General features: G+C 41.5%; 19 protein-coding genes. 12 read left to right on the top strand and 7 right to left on the bottom strand.

What is annotated here, in order from left to right:
• Positions 1 to 44 precede the first annotated feature (44 nt).
• The 4 genes from MTT29_RS03320 to MTT29_RS03305 all read left to right on the top strand — a co-directional run bounded on the left by MTT29_RS03320 (position 45) and on the right by MTT29_RS03305 (position 4,862).
• Positions 45 to 602: a c-type cytochrome gene (locus MTT29_RS03320; protein WP_002941036.1), complete on the top strand. Its 558-nt coding sequence runs from the start codon at positions 45 to 47 to the stop codon at positions 600 to 602.
• Between the two features lie 45 nt (positions 603 to 647).
• A complete protein-coding gene (gene ccsA, locus MTT29_RS03315) occupies positions 648 to 3,743 on the top strand; it encodes a cytochrome c biogenesis protein CcsA (protein ID WP_429799761.1) in 3,096 nt (1,031 codons plus the stop codon).
• Positions 3,744 to 4,178 (top strand): fatty-acid--CoA ligase, encoded by a 435-nt coding sequence (locus tag MTT29_RS03310; protein ID WP_429799760.1) that lies wholly within the window; start codon positions 3,744 to 3,746, stop codon positions 4,176 to 4,178.
• Positions 4,179 to 4,256: 78 nt separating this feature from the next.
• Complete coding sequence (locus MTT29_RS03305) at positions 4,257 to 4,862, top strand: hypothetical protein (protein WP_429799759.1); 606 nt, start codon at positions 4,257 to 4,259, stop codon at positions 4,860 to 4,862.
• Positions 4,863 to 4,896: 34 nt separating this feature from the next.
• Here MTT29_RS03305 and MTT29_RS03300 read toward each other — a convergent pair whose 3' ends face one another.
• The 4 genes from MTT29_RS03300 to MTT29_RS03285 are packed head-to-tail and all read right to left on the bottom strand — an operon-like array spanning position 4,897 to position 8,537.
• Complete coding sequence (locus tag MTT29_RS03300) at positions 4,897 to 5,364, bottom strand: phosphatidylglycerophosphatase A family protein (protein ID WP_429799758.1); 468 nt, start codon at positions 5,362 to 5,364, stop codon at positions 4,897 to 4,899.
• An 8-nt stretch (positions 5,365 to 5,372) separates the two neighbouring features.
• Positions 5,373 to 6,554 (bottom strand): sulfate adenylyltransferase, encoded by a 1,182-nt coding sequence (locus MTT29_RS03295; protein ID WP_429799757.1) that lies wholly within the window; start codon positions 6,552 to 6,554, stop codon positions 5,373 to 5,375.
• A complete protein-coding gene (locus tag MTT29_RS03290) occupies positions 6,532 to 7,422 on the bottom strand; it encodes a response regulator (RefSeq protein WP_429799756.1) in 891 nt (296 codons plus the stop codon). Before MTT29_RS03290 ends, MTT29_RS03295 begins: the two co-directional genes overlap by 23 nt.
• Entirely contained in the window at positions 7,419 to 8,537 is a 1,119-nt protein-coding gene (locus MTT29_RS03285; RefSeq protein ID WP_429799755.1) for a bifunctional 2-C-methyl-D-erythritol 4-phosphate cytidylyltransferase/2-C-methyl-D-erythritol 2,4-cyclodiphosphate synthase, read from the bottom strand. The genes MTT29_RS03290 and MTT29_RS03285 overlap by 4 nt, the downstream gene beginning before the upstream one ends.
• Positions 8,538 to 8,687: 150 nt before the next feature.
• On the opposite strand from MTT29_RS03285, the gene thiC reads away from it, so the two are divergent.
• The 6 genes from thiC to MTT29_RS03255 all read left to right on the top strand — a co-directional run bounded on the left by thiC (position 8,688) and on the right by MTT29_RS03255 (position 14,235).
• Entirely contained in the window at positions 8,688 to 9,986 is a 1,299-nt protein-coding gene (thiC, locus tag MTT29_RS03280; RefSeq protein ID WP_429799754.1) for a phosphomethylpyrimidine synthase ThiC, read from the top strand.
• Positions 9,980 to 11,080 (top strand): P-loop NTPase, encoded by a 1,101-nt coding sequence (locus MTT29_RS03275; RefSeq protein WP_429799753.1) that lies wholly within the window; start codon positions 9,980 to 9,982, stop codon positions 11,078 to 11,080. Before thiC ends, MTT29_RS03275 begins: the two co-directional genes overlap by 7 nt.
• Before the next feature lie 114 nt (positions 11,081 to 11,194).
• Positions 11,195 to 11,461 carry an ACT domain-containing protein gene (locus MTT29_RS03270; protein WP_002939508.1) on the top strand — a complete coding sequence of 89 codons (267 nt, stop codon included), beginning with the start codon at positions 11,195 to 11,197 and terminating at the stop codon, positions 11,459 to 11,461.
• Positions 11,462 to 11,470: 9 nt separating this feature from the next.
• On the top strand, positions 11,471 to 12,808 hold the full coding sequence (locus MTT29_RS03265) for a PFL family protein (protein ID WP_429799752.1): 1,338 nt from the start codon (positions 11,471 to 11,473) through the stop codon (positions 12,806 to 12,808).
• Between the two features lie 104 nt (positions 12,809 to 12,912).
• Complete coding sequence (locus tag MTT29_RS03260; protein WP_429799751.1) at positions 12,913 to 13,602, top strand: cytochrome-c oxidase; 690 nt, start codon at positions 12,913 to 12,915, stop codon at positions 13,600 to 13,602.
• Between the two features lie 180 nt (positions 13,603 to 13,782).
• Positions 13,783 to 14,235, top strand: coding sequence for a hypothetical protein (locus MTT29_RS03255; RefSeq protein ID WP_429799750.1), 453 nt, complete (start codon positions 13,783 to 13,785; stop codon positions 14,233 to 14,235).
• Between the two features lie 166 nt (positions 14,236 to 14,401).
• Here MTT29_RS03255 and MTT29_RS03250 read toward each other — a convergent pair whose 3' ends face one another.
• Positions 14,402 to 14,998, bottom strand: coding sequence for a YagU family protein (locus tag MTT29_RS03250; RefSeq protein ID WP_429799749.1), 597 nt, complete (start codon positions 14,996 to 14,998; stop codon positions 14,402 to 14,404).
• A gap of 161 nt (positions 14,999 to 15,159) precedes the next feature.
• On the opposite strand from MTT29_RS03250, the gene MTT29_RS03245 reads away from it, so the two are divergent.
• Together MTT29_RS03245 and MTT29_RS03240 are read left to right on the top strand one after the other, a co-directional pair.
• A complete protein-coding gene (locus MTT29_RS03245) occupies positions 15,160 to 16,359 on the top strand; it encodes a tetrahydrodipicolinate N-succinyltransferase N-terminal domain-containing protein (protein WP_429799748.1) in 1,200 nt (399 codons plus the stop codon).
• A gap of 11 nt (positions 16,360 to 16,370) precedes the next feature.
• The gene (locus MTT29_RS03240; protein ID WP_429799747.1) at positions 16,371 to 16,865 is read left to right on the top strand and encodes a hypothetical protein; all 495 of its coding nucleotides are present in this window, start codon (positions 16,371 to 16,373) and stop codon (positions 16,863 to 16,865) included.
• 31 nt (positions 16,866 to 16,896) lie between these two features.
• Here MTT29_RS03240 and MTT29_RS03235 read toward each other — a convergent pair whose 3' ends face one another.
• Entirely contained in the window at positions 16,897 to 17,118 is a 222-nt protein-coding gene (locus MTT29_RS03235) for a hypothetical protein (protein WP_429799746.1), read from the bottom strand.
• 87 nt (positions 17,119 to 17,205) lie between these two features.
• Positions 17,206 to 17,355 carry a hypothetical protein gene (locus MTT29_RS03230; RefSeq protein ID WP_159070867.1) on the bottom strand — a complete coding sequence of 50 codons (150 nt, stop codon included), beginning with the start codon at positions 17,353 to 17,355 and terminating at the stop codon, positions 17,206 to 17,208.
• Between the last annotated feature and the right edge of the window lie 7 nt (positions 17,356 to 17,362).

Here is a 17,362-nt window from a genome sequence, read left to right as displayed (position 1 = left end):
TGATCCGGGATTTTTAAATTTAGAGCAAAATTTCAAGGAAACTCATGAAAAATATCAAAATTTCTTTTTTGGCGTGTTTTTTGGTGGCAAATGCCTTTGCAGCTTCTCAGGTTTATTATATAGAAGCTCGTGGCGAGTTTGGTAAAGAGCTTGCTGAAATGGCAAAAAAGCAGGCTAATGACAGAAATGAAAAAGTAAATGTCTATGTCGATGAAGATCCAAGACGCTATAAAGATAATAGAATTTTAAAATTTGGCGTTGATAGAAAAGGTAGATATAGTGTCTCTTTAGGAAAAGAGCTTTATGAGAAACAATGCGCTAGCTGCCATGGCGAAAGCGCAGACAAAAGACCATTTGGCTCAACACCACTTAAAAACATGGATGCTAAAGATATAGAAGATAGCATCATCTCTTATAGAAGTGACTCAAGCTTTGGTGGTAGCGGTAAAAACGTTATGCAAAACCAAGCTAAGATCGTCTCAAACAATGATCTAGGTGCAATACTAGCTTATCTAAAAGGCAAAGATGCACTTGCAGATCAAGATACAAACGAAAATAAACCAGTTTCAACCGAAACAAAGCAGGGCAGTTATTTAAGATAAATTTCACTTCGGTAGCTTTGCCACAATATAAATAAAAGGAAGCAGATGTTAAATCCAAAAACATTATTTTTAAGTATGGGCTCAGCTATCGTTTTGATGATAATCTTTGCCGTAGCTAGTGGAGCCGCCACAATAATAGAGAGCAAAACCAGCACCGAAGCAGCTTGGTACTATGTTTATGGGGCTGGCTGGTTTGCGCTCATTCAACTACTTCTTGGTATAAATTTAGCCTTTAACATCTTTAGATACAACCTAATCGATCCTAAAAAACTCCCATCACTTATCTTTCACATAGGTTTTATCGTCATCTTAATCGGTGCTGGCATCACAAGATACCTTGGCTTTGAAGCTGATATGCATATACGTGAAAACACTGCTTCAAACGTTGTTAGCACGAAGGTTTCGTATATAAATTTAACAGCGCTTAACGACAAAGGTGAGGAGATCAGCTCGGCTATGCCTTTAGGACTTGCTGATGTTAAAAAAGGCTTTGATCTAAAGCTAAAAACAGCAGACGGTGAGGCCAGTTTAAAATTTAAAGAATTTGTGCCAAATGCAAGTTATAAATTTGTAAATGATGATAGCGGAAAGCCTGTCGTTGAGTTTGTAGTATCAAACGAGAGCGAAAGCGAAGAGATATTTTTACTTGAAGAAGAAGAGGCGAGGGTTGGAGATATCAGCTTTATCTTTAATGCTAAGCCAGATGAAAATAAAAAATATGTTCTTTTTAGACTAAATGATGGAAATTTCACAGTTACTTCAAATGTCAATCTTTCAAAATTTACTATGGCAGATAGCTCAAAAACTGAGCTAAAAGCTGGCAGTGTGAATGAATTTGGCACAGGCAGCTTATATACTATCTCAAATATAAATTTCGCCCCAAGGCTAGTCTCAGCGCACGCCACAAGAAAGCTAGTTAGTTCAAAGGATAGCGAGTTTAATGCGTTGATAGCTGAGCTAAACTACAAAGGTGAGAGTAGAGAGATGCATGTATTTTACAACCTAATGGAGCCATCACGTATCGCTGTGGCTGGACAGAAATTTAACGCTTTATGGGGAGCTCAGCAGATAAAACTTCCATTTAGCCTCTATCTAAAAGACTTTGAGCTAAAAAGATATCCTGGCTCAAATTCGCCTATGAGCTACTCAAGTGAGGTTGTGGTAAAAGATGGCACAAATGATCCAGGGTTTGATTATAGAATTTATATGAACCACGTGCTTGATTATGATGGATATAGATTTTTCCAAAGCTCATACGATACTGACGAGAAAGGTACGATCCTCTCTGTCAATAAAGACCCAGGCAAGATCCCGACATATATCGGCTACTTTTTGCTAGGTCTTGGCTTCTTGCTAAATGTCATAAATCCTAACAGCCGCTTTAGAAAGCTAGCTAAACTAATAGATAATGAATCAACAAAAAGCGGTAAAAAAGTAGCTACTCTCATAGCGGTCTTACTTTTGGGCTTAAATTTTAGCTCATTAAGGGCAGAGGACTTCTTGCCGCATATCAGCAAAGAGCATGCAGACAAGCTTGCTAGGCTTATCGTGCAAAGTCCAGATGGTAGGATGAAGCCATTTGATACGCTTAGCAAAGAGGTTTTAAACAAAATTCATAGAAGCGAGAGCATAGGTAGCCTAAATTCAAACCAAGCGATGCTTTCTATAATGGTAACGCCTGATTTTTGGCGAAATGAGAAGATCATCGCACTTGGCCAAAGCAAGGAGCTTAAAAAAGAGCTAGGCGTCGATGAGAATGCAAGATACGCAAGCTTTGATGAATTTTTTAAAGCGACAAAAGATGGTGGAAGTGAGTATAAACTAACAAAATTTGCCGAGATAGCAAACCGCAAACACCCAGGCTCACGCAATACATTTGACAAGGATGTGATAAAGATCGACGAGAGGCTAAATGTATTTTATATGATATTTATCGGTGAAATTTTCAAAATTTTCCCAAAACAAGACGATCCGTCAAATTCTTGGTATTCGCCAGCTAGCGCGATGATGTACTTCTCGCCAAAAGAGGCTGAGCTAGTCGTTGGTATGATGAGAGAGTATTTCTCAGCTGTTGATGCAGCCTCAAAGGATAATGACTGGAGCAAGGCGGACGCAGCGCTTGAGAAAATTTCAGCCTATCAGCACAAATACGGCTCTGCCGTCATGCCAAGCGAGAAAAAGATAGACATAGAAATTTTATTTAATAAATTTCAAGTATTTGACCGCTTGACACCGATATATCTTTTGGCTGGACTTGCGCTTTTACTATTTGTTTTTGTTAAGATGCTAGCACCAAAAGTGCAGATAAATGGCATAGTTAAAGCTGTATATATTATAAATTTACTAGCTTTTCTCGCGCACACAGCTGGACTTGGTCTTCGCTGGTACATAGCTGAGCACGCCCCTTGGAGTAACGCCTACGAGTCGATGGTCTATATCGCTTGGGCGCTTGGTCTATCTGGCATCATCTTTGCAAAACGTAGTCCGATCGCACTTGCACTTACATCTATATTGGCTGGTGTTACGCTATTTGTCGCACACCTTAGCTGGATGGATCCGCAGATCACGACACTTGTGCCTGTGCTTCAGAGCTACTGGCTAACTATCCACGTCTCTATCATAACTGCAAGTTATGGATTTTTGGGTCTTTGCTCGCTGCTTGGTGGCTTTACTTTGCTACTTATCATCTTGCAAAATAAGAAAAAGCCAAATGCTGAGATCGCGCGTAATATCACTGAAGCAACGCGTATAAATGAGATGGCGATGATACTAGGTCTTAGCTTGCTCACGCTTGGAAACTTTTTAGGTGGCGTTTGGGCGAATGAGAGCTGGGGTAGATACTGGGGCTGGGACAGCAAGGAGACTTGGGCGCTAGTTTCGATCCTTGTCTATGCAGCAGTACTTCACATGAGATTTATACCAAAGCTTAATAATCAATACGCATTTGCTGTTGCATCATTTTTTGCCTATTGGTCGATCATAATGACCTATTTTGGGGTAAATTTCTATCTAGCTGGCATGCACTCATACGCAGCTGGAGATCCGCTTCCTGTGCCTGATTTTGTCTGGATAAGCATCGCCATTATGATAGCGATGAGCGTTCTTGCATTTACTAAACGCTCTCTTTGCACAAGGTTATAGATGCTTCTTAAAGGCTTGATAGTCTTTTTTGTTTTTTTGCTTATAGTGGCCATTTGCGCGCTAGTCTATCTTTTGTTAAAAAACAAAGATCATCAAGTCTTGGCAAGAGGGCTAGAGCCTGAGAGCGAAGAGGAGATCACGATCGAAAAGCTTGAAGAACTTGCTGGTGATAAAACTCTAAGCAAAAACGAGCTTTTTGAGCTTATACAAATTTTTGGAGAGAAATTTATAATACCAGTGAAAAAAAATCAGGTCGCTCCAAAAGAAGCTAGCAACTACATAAATTTTATAATCCTAATCTGCTCTCATCAAAATGCCGATGCAAAGCTTATTAGCTTTTTAGACAAAGAGGCTAAAAAGAAAAATCCAAGCTATGTTGCAGAGATCGAAGATAGCGAGAGGATAGGCATAGAAAACCGCAAAAATCGCAGGTAAATTTAGCTTTTTTAAATTTAAGAACGCAAAACGTCGTTAGCAAAACTCAAATTTACAAAGCAAAAATAGGAGTGCAATTTGGACATCAATGATCTCTATGCTAGTTTAGTCTTTTTGCCGATAGTGCTAGCTGTTTTGTTGATGATCTTTGCTGGCAGGCGAAATATAAAAGTCTATCTGAGTAAATTTGACCTAGTTGGACTACATCTTATCTTTCCACTCGTGATATTTCCCATCTTTGTAGCTATCTTTTGTGCGGTATGCGAGTATTTAGGCGTTTCAAACGATGAAGTGCTATCTTATATATTTTACGCCATACTTTTTATAATGGCACTTTATGCTGTTTTTGGTTTTTATATTTGCATTAAATACAATCACGGCTTTATAAACTGCTTCTTGGCGTTACTTTTAAGATTTAACTTCATGACCCCATTTCTTTATCTACTATTTTTAGGTGGCAAAGGACGTGACAAAAATGGCAATGAGATAACCCCTGAAAATGTCAAAAATTTAAGCCTTTTTGAAGAGCTAAAATTTTCACTTTATAATATGATCGTCTTTAGAAAAAATTATGACAAAGAGAAATTTGCAGGCAGGGATGAGAAAAATTTTAGCGACAAAGTTCTAGTCTCAAAAGAAGAGTGGGATGAATTTTTAAAATGGAAAAAGAGCAGAGAGAGCTAAATTTAAAAAGAGCCAGCAAGATAGCTAGCTCGGCTTACGGCAAAACTACGCCAAATTTCATAGCCACACCATATATCATCGCGCTAATAATACCAGCGAAAAATCCAGCGACCATATCATCGCCCATAACGCCAAGTCCGCCCTTTACGTTGCGGTCGATCCGGCCAATGATCGATGGTTTTTTGATATCAAGCGCCCTAAAGAGCACGAGTGAGAGAACTAGCTGAGAGATCGTCGCTCCGCTAATGGCGATAGCAAGCCAAACGCCAGCAACCTCGTCGATCACGATAAAGCTTTCGTCGTGCGAATTTACCTTTTTTTCAAAATCATCAATAACACTAATGCTCACCAAAAACAGCAAAATACTAGCCAGTAAAAGCGTGGTAGATGAGAAAAAATATAACACAAAATAAGCTGCCACAGCTCCAGCCACCGAGCCCCAAGTGCCAGGCGCCTTTGGTAAAAGTCCAAATCCAAAAAATGTCAAAAATAGCTTTTGCATAAATTTCCTTAAGTGAGTGATGATGTCTGGTAGAGCTTCATGAGCTCCTCGTAAAAGTCTCGGTCGGTCTTATTTTCAAGCAGTCCAGAATTTACAAAAAGATCGTCGCAGAGCTTTTGTATGTCTTTGAAGCGATTTACATAGAGTTTGCTTAAGATGAGCGCTGAAATTTCAGGCCTTACTAGTATGGCTGGTGGCATTATGCCGTTAAATAGCAACTCCTTGATCACGTCTGGGTGGTATTTGATCTGGTGGTGCTGTCCGTGTGGGCAGCTTTTGGTGCTAACTAGCGTCTTACACTTGTTGCAATAAACTAGCTCAGGCAGGACGATCACGTCTAAATTTAGGTCGTTTTTGTAGATGTCAAGGATTGTGTGAGCTTCGTTGTGGTCAAAAAACATGCCGATGCCCGAGTGGTTTTGTCCGATGACTAGCTTGTTTGCGCCAAGCCTTGAAGCCGCGATGCATTCAAGCGTTGGGTTGGCATGCGAACTAAAAAGAGTTGTGTTTTTTAGTGCGAAAACAAAGACCTTTTTTGTCGGCAGGTAGTTTTGGTTGAAAAAGTCAAGCACCTGCTTTCTTATCTCATAGTCGATGTGCCTCTCTTCGCGCGTTCTTACCAGAAAAACGACCACGAGATCGGCCTTGTCGATGGTCATCCTAACTAGGCGTTCATGTGCACGGTTAAATGGATCAGCTGTTAAAAAGACAGCCGTTATTTTCTTGGCGTCACTCTCTTTTATCAGCTCATTTAGCGCATCTTTGCTTATTTGCAGGCTCTCGTCATATAGCTCAAACTCGCCACTTATGCCGTATTTGCCTAAATTTAGCGACATTTCGCTGTTTGATTCATTTGCTAAAAATATATTTTTAGCTCGCATGCTCTCGTCAAATTTAAAGACCTTTGTCACGTCGATGTGTCCAACGATCTTGCCGTCCATATTTAAATTTACTCTTTGCCCAGCATGCAGCTTGCTAGCGATATTTTGATTGATCTCGCCAAATGGGGCAAAGCCAAAAGAGTAGGGCATCGGTTCGCCGTTAAAGTAGCCCTTTTTTGCCACCTCTTTGATCTGCTCATCGTTCATCAGGGCACTAAAATTTGAGAGAATTTTGTTTTTGATAAGCTCTAAGGCGCCGTAAACTTCGGTGTTTATAGAAATTTCACTATTTTTTCTTGCTGACGTCATATTTCTTTCTCTTTTCCCAAAGTGATTTTCTAGAAATTCCAAGCTTTTTGCTTAGCTCGGTGTCGGGGAATTTATCTTGATAATTAACGATGATATATTTTATATATTCATCGATCGTGACGATCTCGCCGATGTCAAAGTTTTTATCTCGGATGGATAGTTCAAGCTCGTCAAATGGCGCACTTTGCGCAAAATCGCTAGTTTGGATAGCTACTTTTTTCTTTTTGCAAAGCTCTAAAATTTTCTCTTTTTCATCATCTTTTAGCTCTTCAAGATTTGTGATGTATATTAGCTCGTTGCCACTTTGAGCAAGTGTTTTTTCAAGCTCGCTAAAACAGGCTTTGCCCAAAAACAAAAATGGCGTTTTGTTTGCCTTTACATAGTTAAAGATAAATTTATCGCTGTATCCATTTTTGCTTGATTTTAAAAGAAGTGGAAATTTGATCTTTTTAGCTTCAAAATAAGGTATCTCGTAGTCTTTTAGGGCGAAATTTATATAGTTTTCGTAGTTTTTGATCTCGTTTTTAAAGCCTCTAAACTCTTCAAAATGTCTTATCTTTCTAACAAGTTCTTCTATCATAAATGGCTTTTGGATGTAATCCACCGCGCCCGCTTGTATCGGTTTTAGCACGGTGTCGCTGTTGATGTAGGCGATGAGTAAGATGATGATAGAACTTTTAAATTTCTCTATGACTGGGTAGAAGTCTTGCCCTGGGAGTGTGGTAGAAAGTAACACTACGTCAAAATTTTCAAATTTCAAAGCCTCTTTGACGCTCTTTGCGATCTCGCAGTCGTAGCCAAAGTCGGCTAGTTTGCTAGCCATCGAGCCAGCTAGGTAAATTTCATTTTCTACTATTAAAATTTTCATATTTGTGTCCAGTTGTAAAATTTAAGGCTCGCACTTGCCATGACAGCGATCCCCTCGCATCTACCGACAAAGCCAAGCCCCTCAGTCGTCGTCGCCTTTACATTTATGCGGCTGCGGCTTAAATTTAAAGCCTGCGCGATGTTTGCCTCCATTTTTGATTTTAGCTTTGAAAGTTTTGGTTTTTGCGCCATTATCGTGATATCAGCGTTTGTTAGCACAAAGCCCACACTTTGCACCCTTTTATATGCCTCCTCAAGCAAGTAAATGGAGCTAATATCTTTAAATTTAGCGTCCGTATCAGGAAAAAGTTCGCCTATGTCGCCAAGCCCAGCAGCTCCTAAGATAGCGTCTGTTAGTGCATGAAGTGCCACATCGCCGTCGCTGTGCGCCTTTAGCCCAAACTCATAGTCGATCTTTTCGCCACAAAGCACAAGCGGACGGCCCTTTTCAAACTCATGCACGTCAAAGCCGTTGCCGACAAAGACCTCATTTTCTGGTGCTTTTAGGGCTGAAATTTTGGCAAGATCCTCTTTAAAAGTGATCTTTCTAGCCATCTCATCGCCCAAAATGTGCCAAACACTTGCGCCAATGGCTCTCATAGCCGAGCTATCATCTGTGTAAATTTCTCCGCTACTAAGAGCTTTTTTAAGAAGTGCTGTGCGCGAGAGCTGCGGCGTTTGGATAAGTTTTACTTTTTCTCTATCGATTGCGTTTTCGCCAAGATAGGCAGTGTCAGCGATCTTTAGTGCAGGGACCACGCAGTCAGCCTGAGCGGCTGCCTCGATGATCTTGTGAAAGAGCTCGCTTGATATGCAAGGGCGCGCGATGTCGCTAACTAGGACAAATTCGCTACTTAGTAGCTCAAGCGCGTTTTTTAGGCTATCTTGTCTTGTCTCGCCGCCATCAACAAATTTATAGTTTGGAGCAAATTTAGACATATATTTGCACTCTTTACTAACGACTATTATCTCTTTAAATGTGTAAAAGTTACTCAAATTTTTAGTGGCAAATAGCCAAAGTGGGTCATTGCCTATACGAAGCCATTGCTTCTTTACAGGTAGCTCAAAACGGCTGGAATTTCCAGCTCCAAGCATTATAAGTGAGATATCAAGCAAGGTAGCTCCTTTGAAGATTGTTACGGAATTATACATTCTAAAACTTGAAAAAATCTTTTTAAAAAAGAGTAGAAATTTAGATTTATTTAGTTAGTTCAAATATAAAAAGGACTAAAATTAGCTTTTTTATAAATTTTTAAAAGGCTACTCATGAGAGAAAAGACGCAGATGTACTATGCTAGGCGAGGCGAGCTCACAAAGCAAATGAGCTATGTGGCAAAGATCGAGGGAGTGAGTGAAAATTTAGTGATGGATGAGGTGGCAAAAGGCAGCATCATCATCCCAGCAAACGTAAATCACACAAATTTAAAGCCTATGGGCATAGGCAGAAAGCTAAAGACAAAAATCAATGCAAATATCGGCAACTCAAGCCTAAGTAGTGACATTTGCACAGAGCTTAGAAAGCTTGAAATTTGCCTAGAATTTGGCGCTGATACGGTTATGGATCTAAGCACGGACGGCGATTTAGACGCCATTAGAAGCGCTATTATTGAGCACTCAAGTGTGCCAGTTGGCACAGTGCCGATGTATGAAATTTTAAAAGAGGCAAAAGAGGTTACAAATATCACAAATGAGCTAATTTTAAGCGTGCTGGAGAAGCAAGCAAGGCAAGGGGTTAGTTACTTTACGATACACGCTGGCTTTTTGCGTGAGTTTTTGCCGCTTGTTAAAAAGCGTAAAATGGGCATAGTTAGCAGGGGCGGCAGCCTGAGCGCGAGCTACATGTCAAAGCTAAATAGGCAAAATCCATTTTATGAAATTTTTGATCAAATTTTAGAAATTTGCGCAAAATACGACGTCTCGCTCTCGCTTGGCGACGGACTTCGCCCAGGCTGCCTTTATGACGCGACAGACGAGGCACAGCTTAGCGAGCTAAAGGTGCTTGGAGAGCTTACACTTCGTGCATGGCAAAAAGATGTGCAAGTGATGATAGAGGGCCCTGGTCATGTGCCATTAAATCAAATTGAGTATAATATGAAAATCGAACAAGAGCTCTGCCATGACGCCCCATTTTACGTGCTTGGGCCGCTTGTTAGCGATATCGGCGCGGGGTATGATCATATCACTTCAGCGATTGGTGGCACGATGGCAGCATATCACGGTGCTAGCATGCTTTGCTACGTGACGCAAAAAGAGCACCTTGGTTTGCCAAATGAAAATGACGTAAGAGAGGGCATCGTAGCTCACAAGATAGCAGCTCATGCCGCAGATGTCGCGCTTGGCAAAGCTGGAGCCATCGAAAAAGATCATGCGATGAGTGATGCTAGGTATGCATTTGACTGGAACAAGCAGTTTGAGCTTAGCTTTGATCCAAAAAAGGCTAGAGAGCTTCACGATGAGAGCTTGCCAGAAGATGCGTTTAAGAGTGCTCATTTTTGTTCGATGTGCGGACCAAAATTTTGTGCATATAAAATTTCAAAAGATCTAGAAAAAGGAGAAAAATGTTAAATAAAGAAGAGGTCTTAAACAGACTAAAAGGTGTCATATATCCGGGATTTGAGAAGGATATAGTTAGCTTTGGCTTTGTAAAAAACGTGGAGATCGGCGAGAAAATTACAATCGAAGTCGAGATCGTTAGCTCAAGCCCAGAGGTGGCAAACGAGCTAAAAACGGACATCAAACGTGTTATGGGCTCAAACGAGTACGTGCTAAATTTGATCCAGCCAAAGATGCCTGAGGAGAAAAGTAACACTCAAAGTGGCAAAAATATCGCGCCACAAGTTAAAAATTTCGTAATGGTAAGCTCAGGAAAAGGCGGCGTTGGCAAATCAACCACAACGCTAAATTTAGCCATCTCAATGGCAAAACTAGGCAAAAAAGTGGGAATTTTAGACGCTGACATCTACGGACCAAACATCCCAAGAATGCTTGGCGAAGTAAATACCCAGCCACAAGTCGTTGGCAACAAGCTAAAGCCGATACTAAGCCACGGTGTGGAGATGATGAGTATGGGCGTTTTGATGGAAGAGGGCATGAGCCTTATCTGGCGTGGTTCGATGATCATGAAAGCTATCGAGCAGCTGCTAAGAGACGTGCTTTGGAGTGAGCTTGATGTCTTGTTTCTCGATATGCCTCCAGGAACGGGCGACGCGCAGCTAACTTTAGCTCAAAGCGTGCCAGTAACGGCAGGTGTATGCGTCACAACGCCTCAAGTAGTAGCACTTGACGATAGCAAACGTGCGATTGATATGTTTGAGAAGCTTCACATCCCAATCGCTGGTGTCATCGAGAACATGAGTGGCTTCATCTGCCCAGATAATGGCAAAGAGTATGACATCTTTGGCAAAGGCACGACTGAAGAGGTGGCAAAGGCTTACAACACTCAAATTTTAGCCGAAATTCCTATCGAGCCAGCTGTTAGAGTGGGCGGCGATAGTGGCAAGCCAGTGAGCTTTTACGAGCCAAACTCAGTCACTGCAAAACGCTATGAGAGCGCAGCTGCAAGGCTTTGGGAGATAATAGAAAATATAAATAACGGTGGCGGGGCTGACAATTCAGCGATCCAGCCAGTAAATGACGGCAAGAGTGCTTGCTCGAAGTAAATTTGTAAAAGATAAAATTTGGCTACCAAAATTTGGCTTTGCTTGATGTAGGGCTTAAATTTTGGAGCCAAAATACACTTTATATAATAAATTTAAAATTTAACAGGAGAAAAGATGAAAGCGATCGTAACCGTAGTCGGAAAAGATAGAGTTGGCATCGTTGCTGGCGTCTCAGCAAAGCTTAGCGAGCTAGGGCTAAACATAGATGATATAAGCCAGACTATTTTGAGCGACTTTTTCACGATGATGGCGGTGGTTTCAAGCGATGAAAACAAGGACTTTACAGCCTTAAGAGCGGAGCTAGATAAACTTGGAGAGAGCCTAAAAGTAAAGATAAATATCCAAAGCTCAGCCATTTTTGATGCTATGCACAAAATTTAAGGACAAAAGATGGATATCAAAAACGTAACTGAAACGATCTCGATGATCGAGGAGCAAAATTTTGACATCAGAACGATCACGATGGGCATTAGTTTGCTTGATTGCATCGATCCTGACATCAACAAAGCCTGCGACAAAATTTACGCAAAAATCACCACTAAAGCCAAAGATCTAGTTAGAGTGGGTAACGAAATTTCCGCTGAGCTAGGCATACCAATCGTCAATAAAAGAGTGAGTGTGACGCCCATCTCGATAATCGGCGCCGCAACGGATGCAAAAGACTACGTGATGATCGCAAAGACGCTTGATAGGGCGGCTATTGAAGTTGGTATTGATTTTATAGGTGGTTTTTCGGCCTTGGTTCAAAAGGGCTATCAAAAGGGCGATGAAATTTTGATAAATTCTATCCCGCAAGCACTAGCACAAACCGCAAAAGTGTGCTCAAGTGTAAATGTCGGCTCAACAAAAAGTGGCATAAACATGAGCGCAGTGCGTGACATGGGACGCATCATAAAAGAGACGGCGGCAGCTTCAGAGATGGGCTGTGCAAAGCTCGTTGTCTTTGCAAACGCAGTCGAGGACAATCCTTTTATGGCTGGTGCATTTCACGGCGTGGGCGAGGCTGATGTGGTGATAAACGTCGGCGTTTCAGGCCCAGGCGTCGTAAAAAGAGCGCTTGAAAAGGTGCGTGGCGAGAGCTTTGACATGGTGGCTGAGACTGTGAAAAAGACGGCATTTAAGATCACTCGTATCGGTCAGTTAGTTGGTCAAATGGCGAGCGAGCGCCTTGGGGTGAAATTTGGTATCGTTGATCTCTCTCTTGCTCCAACGCCTGCTGTGGGCGACTCGGTGGCTAGAGTGCTTGAGGAGATGGGGTTAGAGGCTGTCGGTACGCACGGCACGACTGCGGCACTTGCCCTGCTAAATGACGCGGTTAAAAAAGGTGGCGTCATGGCGTGCAATCAAGTGGGCGGCTTAAGCGGTGCGTTTATCCCAGTCTCAGAAGATGAGGGCATGATAGCTGCGGTGCGCGCGGGATCGCTAAATTTAGAAAAGCTTGAAGCGATGACGGCGATATGCTCGGTGGGACTTGATATGATCGCTATACCTGCAGATACGCCAAGCCAAAGCATTGCTGCGATGATCGCTGATGAGGCGGCTATCGGCGTTATAAATCAAAAAACAACAGCTGTTCGTATCATACCTCTTGGACGTGAGGGCGATATGATCGAGTTTGGTGGCCTTTTAGGAAGAGCGCCTGTGATGAAGATAAATAAAGCCTCAAGTGCTGATTTCATAGCTCGTGGCGGACAAATTCCAGCACCTATTCATAGTTTTAAAAACTAATATTCAAAGTCCGCTTTAAATTTGCGGACTTTTTCTTAAATTTATCCCAAACTTTTCAACTGCTTTTAGTTAAAATAATAAAAATTTTAAACCAAGGAGCTAAAATGAAAATTTTATCACTGCTTTCGATGCTACTTTTTACAGCGGTATGTGGCTTTGCAAACGACGGCAAAGTAAGAAGTATCGACATCTACGTCACGCCTTACTACTCAGCAAACGCTGGCAAGGTGGAATATGTCAAGGTCTATGACAAGATAGATGAGTTTTTAAAAAGTGGCAAAGTAGAGGACTTTAAAAAGGCAGAAAAGATCGTGCAGGACGCTCCACAGTTAGTTAGTCCGATAACTCTTTTTGTTCTCTCAGCTCGCGCTTATGATCTTGGACTTCGCGATGATGCGGTATTTTGGTTTTACGTGGCAAAAAATCGCGCGATCTTGCTAAGAGGTGTTATAGACATGGAGGGCGAGAAATTTACTGACGTGGTGGCTGCGATAGGGGCGTTTATGAAGCTTGTTGGTGACGTGGTCAATCCTTATGCATTTTGCGACATAAAAAAACAACAAGAGATCGCTGATAAAGCACTTGAATGGACTAAGAAAAATGCCTATGAAGCGATGTTTTCACCAGAATTTAGCTCGCCTCACGAAGATAGAAAAGCAGCCCTTGCAAAAGGCATAGAAAAGCTTGAAGCCCGCAATAAAAAAGAGAAAGATTACTTTTTAGACAAAGACAATCTTGCTAACTTTAAAGCTATGCGCAAGCAAAATGGCACTGATGAGAAATTCTGCTTTTAAGCGGTGAGCTAAATTTAGTTGCTGTTTTATGTTTTGCGCCTAATACAGCAAATTTAAAGGTAGTATTTAGCTCTAACTTGCAAGTGTTGGGCGCTTGAGCCCTTTTGCCTACGACAAACATACTTAAAATTTAGCCTTTTGCATAATAGGCTAGCAAAATCACAAAAATGAGAATAAAAAATGACTTTGAAATTTGGCGAGCTTGAAAAAGTCGCGGTAGATGATGGTTTTATTTGGTACGCGCAGCTGGAGCTAAAAAGCGAGAGCTTTGGAGAAGTGCCGTTTTGCCTTGTCTGTAAAGACAAGACTGGCGTGGACGATGAGACTACTTTGCTAGCAGAGCGAATTGCCAAGAATATCGACCAACACATAAAAGAGGCGCTTGTCTTTTTAAAAGATGAGCTTAGGCGAGAGCATTGTTTGAGTGATGATGAGCTTAGCTTGCTTGACGTACCAGTTTGTGACCTGCCTTTTAGCTCGCCGCAATGCACTTTTTATGCGCGTGATAAGCAGTGGTTGATGAGCTTTGCCGAGGGTGCGCTTGATATCTGTGAGCCTTATGGTATAGGGGTGATTTTTGAGGATGAAAAGCCGCTTCGTTTAGAAAATTTAGAGCTTAGTAGTGAGTGCTAAGTGCTTAAATTTTTAAATTTATGCATTAAAAGCTATATAAATTTAAGTTTTTCAAGCTTTGCAAAAATGATGAAAATTTTGTTTTTAGGTATTGGCGCGCTAGAGTTTTTTAAATGATTAAATTTTGCTGTCTTAGATTTTGCGCCCAAAATAGCAAATTTATAAGCTAAGCGTTGCAGCAGTCGCTAGGATCTTTTTCTTTTGTGATTCTAGCTCTTAGGTCGTGGCGGATGATTTCTATCGACCAAAACCAGACCATGTGACCTACAAGCTCAGAGACGTACTCATACCAAGGAAGTGTCCAAAGTGGAGGAGTGAGGCCAAGAAGTGGCAGTGAGATACCATGAACTGCGATAGTTGCTAAAATGCCCGCCATCACGCCTTGCCACATCGTGATCTTTGGAAATTTCTCAGCCACGAGGCAGTAGCCAACGGCAAAAACGACTGAAAATATGATGTGCGTTAGCATCACGTAGTTAAAGGCATGCCCTGCAAACTCGTAGATAGCAGCGTTTGGATCGGCGATACCGACATAATCTCTCAAAAATACATAAGGCGGGTTTAAGAAATTTCTCGAGCAGTCGATCGCATCAGCTACTCTGATGGCGCTTTCTGGCCCGCAAACTGCGTTAAACATATCCATGGGGCTTCTTGGTGGAAGCGGCACTTCTGCGCCCAATTTAACAAAAGCCGAAACTACGCCAGCGATTAAACCGATCAGCGCAGCTAAGGCAAATTTTGGTTTGGTAGCTAAATTTGGCATTTTCTCTCCTTGTAAAATTTGTGCCATTTTATTTCTATTTTATTTATGATAAGATTAATCATTATTATAATTTATAAATTTATCAAAAACTCAAATGCTTTAAAATCATAAAATTTTTAGCCATTTTTGGCTAGACTAAGAAAAAAATTAAAGGAGAAAAGATGTCTAAAGAGTTTAAAGATGCAAATGAATTTAAAGAATTTTTTGAAGAATTTAGAAAAAAAGATGGTTACAAAGATCCAGTTGCTTTTGGCATCGCAAGAGTTGATCGCGGACAAAAAAATGCAGATAAAATTTTGCAGGCAAGTTACGCCGTTGTAAATTATAAAGAGAGCTTTTTAAGCGCAGCTGCCTTTATTTATGCTTTGCAAAAGTGCGATGTTGAGGTTGATTTTAGCGCTCACGAGTTCGTGGCTGAGCTTACGCCAAAGGTAGTAAAGAAGGCTAGCAAGCTCTTTAGTGTCTTTGAAAAAGATGTAAAATCACATAAAAATGTAGAGAATTTACACGCTGTGAAGATGGCGTTTGATGACGATCTTGAGCTAAATGAGAATAAATTTAAGCTTGTATTTTTGTTTGAGGATGCAAAGCCACTTAGCGTGGAGGCCGTCTATCTCAAGCTCTACTTGATCTCACTTGGCAAGGTCGCACCTAGGACGATCGTGCTTGATGGAGCATTTGGAGTGCTACCAAATGTCGCATGGACTAGCCAAAATATCCCGATCGAGCTTGAGTGGCTAAGAGAAAATGAAATTTCTCTAAAGATGTTTGGCGAGTATCCAGCGATCGTGAGCGTGGATAAATTCCCAAGATTTTTAAGTCACATCATCCCAGCTGATAACACGAGAATTTTAGACGCTGCCAAAGTTCGCATGGGTGCTGCTGTGCATCCTGGCACGGTAGTCATGCCAGGGGCTGCTTACATCAACTTTAACGCAGGCACGACTGGTGGCGTGATGGTCGAGGGCAGGGTTAGCAGCTCTGTCGTAGTGGGCGAGGGCAGTGACGTTGGCGGCGGAGCTAGCATACTTGGCGTGCTAAGCGGTACAAACGGCAACCCTGTAAGTATCGGCAAACACTGCTTGCTTGGCGCAAACTCAGTCACTGGCGTGCCACTTGGTGATAACTGCATCGTGGATGCTGGCATAGCGGTGCTTGAGGGCACAAAGGTCTATATCTCGGTAAGCGAGCGCGAAAAGCTAGCTAAGATAAATCCAGAGTTTAAATTTGAGGCTGAAATTTACAAAGCACTTGAGCTTGGCGGGCTAAACGGACTTCATTTTAGGCAAAATAGCCAAACAGGGCAGATCACTGCGAGTGCGAGCAAAAGGGCGATCAAGCTAAATGAGGCACTTCATTAAAAGGAGCTAACATGAAAGTTGGCATTTTGATGTTTGACAAGATAAATTTGTTAAGCTTTGCCAAAATTTATGATTTTTTGCATAAATTTGAAGGTTTTAACATCAAAACCTACGCCCTAAAGCCTGAGATAGTCGATGAATTTGGCGTCAGGCTTCATCCTGAAATTTACGCTGAGAGCCTTTACGGCGTGGATATCTTGGTCGTGCCAGATGGCGTTGGAGCGCTTGGGCTAAGGTATGATGAGATATTTTTAAGCTGGATAAAAAGCTCGGCGAGCGCGAAATTTAAGATCGGCTTTGATCTTGGTGTGCTCATCCTTGGTGGGGCTGGATTTTTAGAGGATAGAGAGGCTTGCATAAGGGGTGGATACAAAAACGCACTAAGTGGCTACTGTGAGGTAAACGACGCCAAGATGTGTGAGAGCAGGGGCGTGATAAGTGTTAGTGATTTTGATGATGAGATCAAAGAGCAGCTCGTAAAAATCCTAACTAAAGATAAAATTTAAGGGCTTTGGCTCTTAAATTTTGATAGAAATTTTATCTTTTTAATGAGCTTATAGCTTGACTTATGGCTCTATTTACCGCCTCTAAATGCCACTTTATCCATGCCGTAAAGTCAAAATTTGAATTATTTTCAAGCTTTGTTGTCTGCTCTAAAATTTCATAATAAACTTTTTTATTTGCGTAAATAATGCTCGAGATAGAAAGCGGCTTAATGCTTTCACTAGCCAAGCAGTAGTGCGCCAAAGCCATTGCCATGCATCCGTTGCCGTCATCATAAGAATGGATGATCACAAACCAAAGGTGCGCTAGGGTGCTCGTATTCAGAGCTTTTATTGATAAAATTTAAAAAATTTCATCCTCTACGCGCTCTGCTGGCAAGGCTTCGTAGTGGATTTGCACATTTTTTGAAGGACCTGATACGACACTCATCTCATCATCTCTAAATTTAGCTCTTTTTGTCTTGTAAATTTTGCTATGGCTATATTCAAACAAGGCATTG

The organism is Campylobacter concisus, from assembly GCF_050447485.1.
GTDB lineage: Bacteria > Campylobacterota > Campylobacteria > Campylobacterales > Campylobacteraceae > Campylobacter_A > Campylobacter_A concisus_BQ.
The sequence above is the reverse complement of the archived record's forward strand: the minus strand, read 5'-3'. Positions and strand labels throughout refer to the sequence as shown.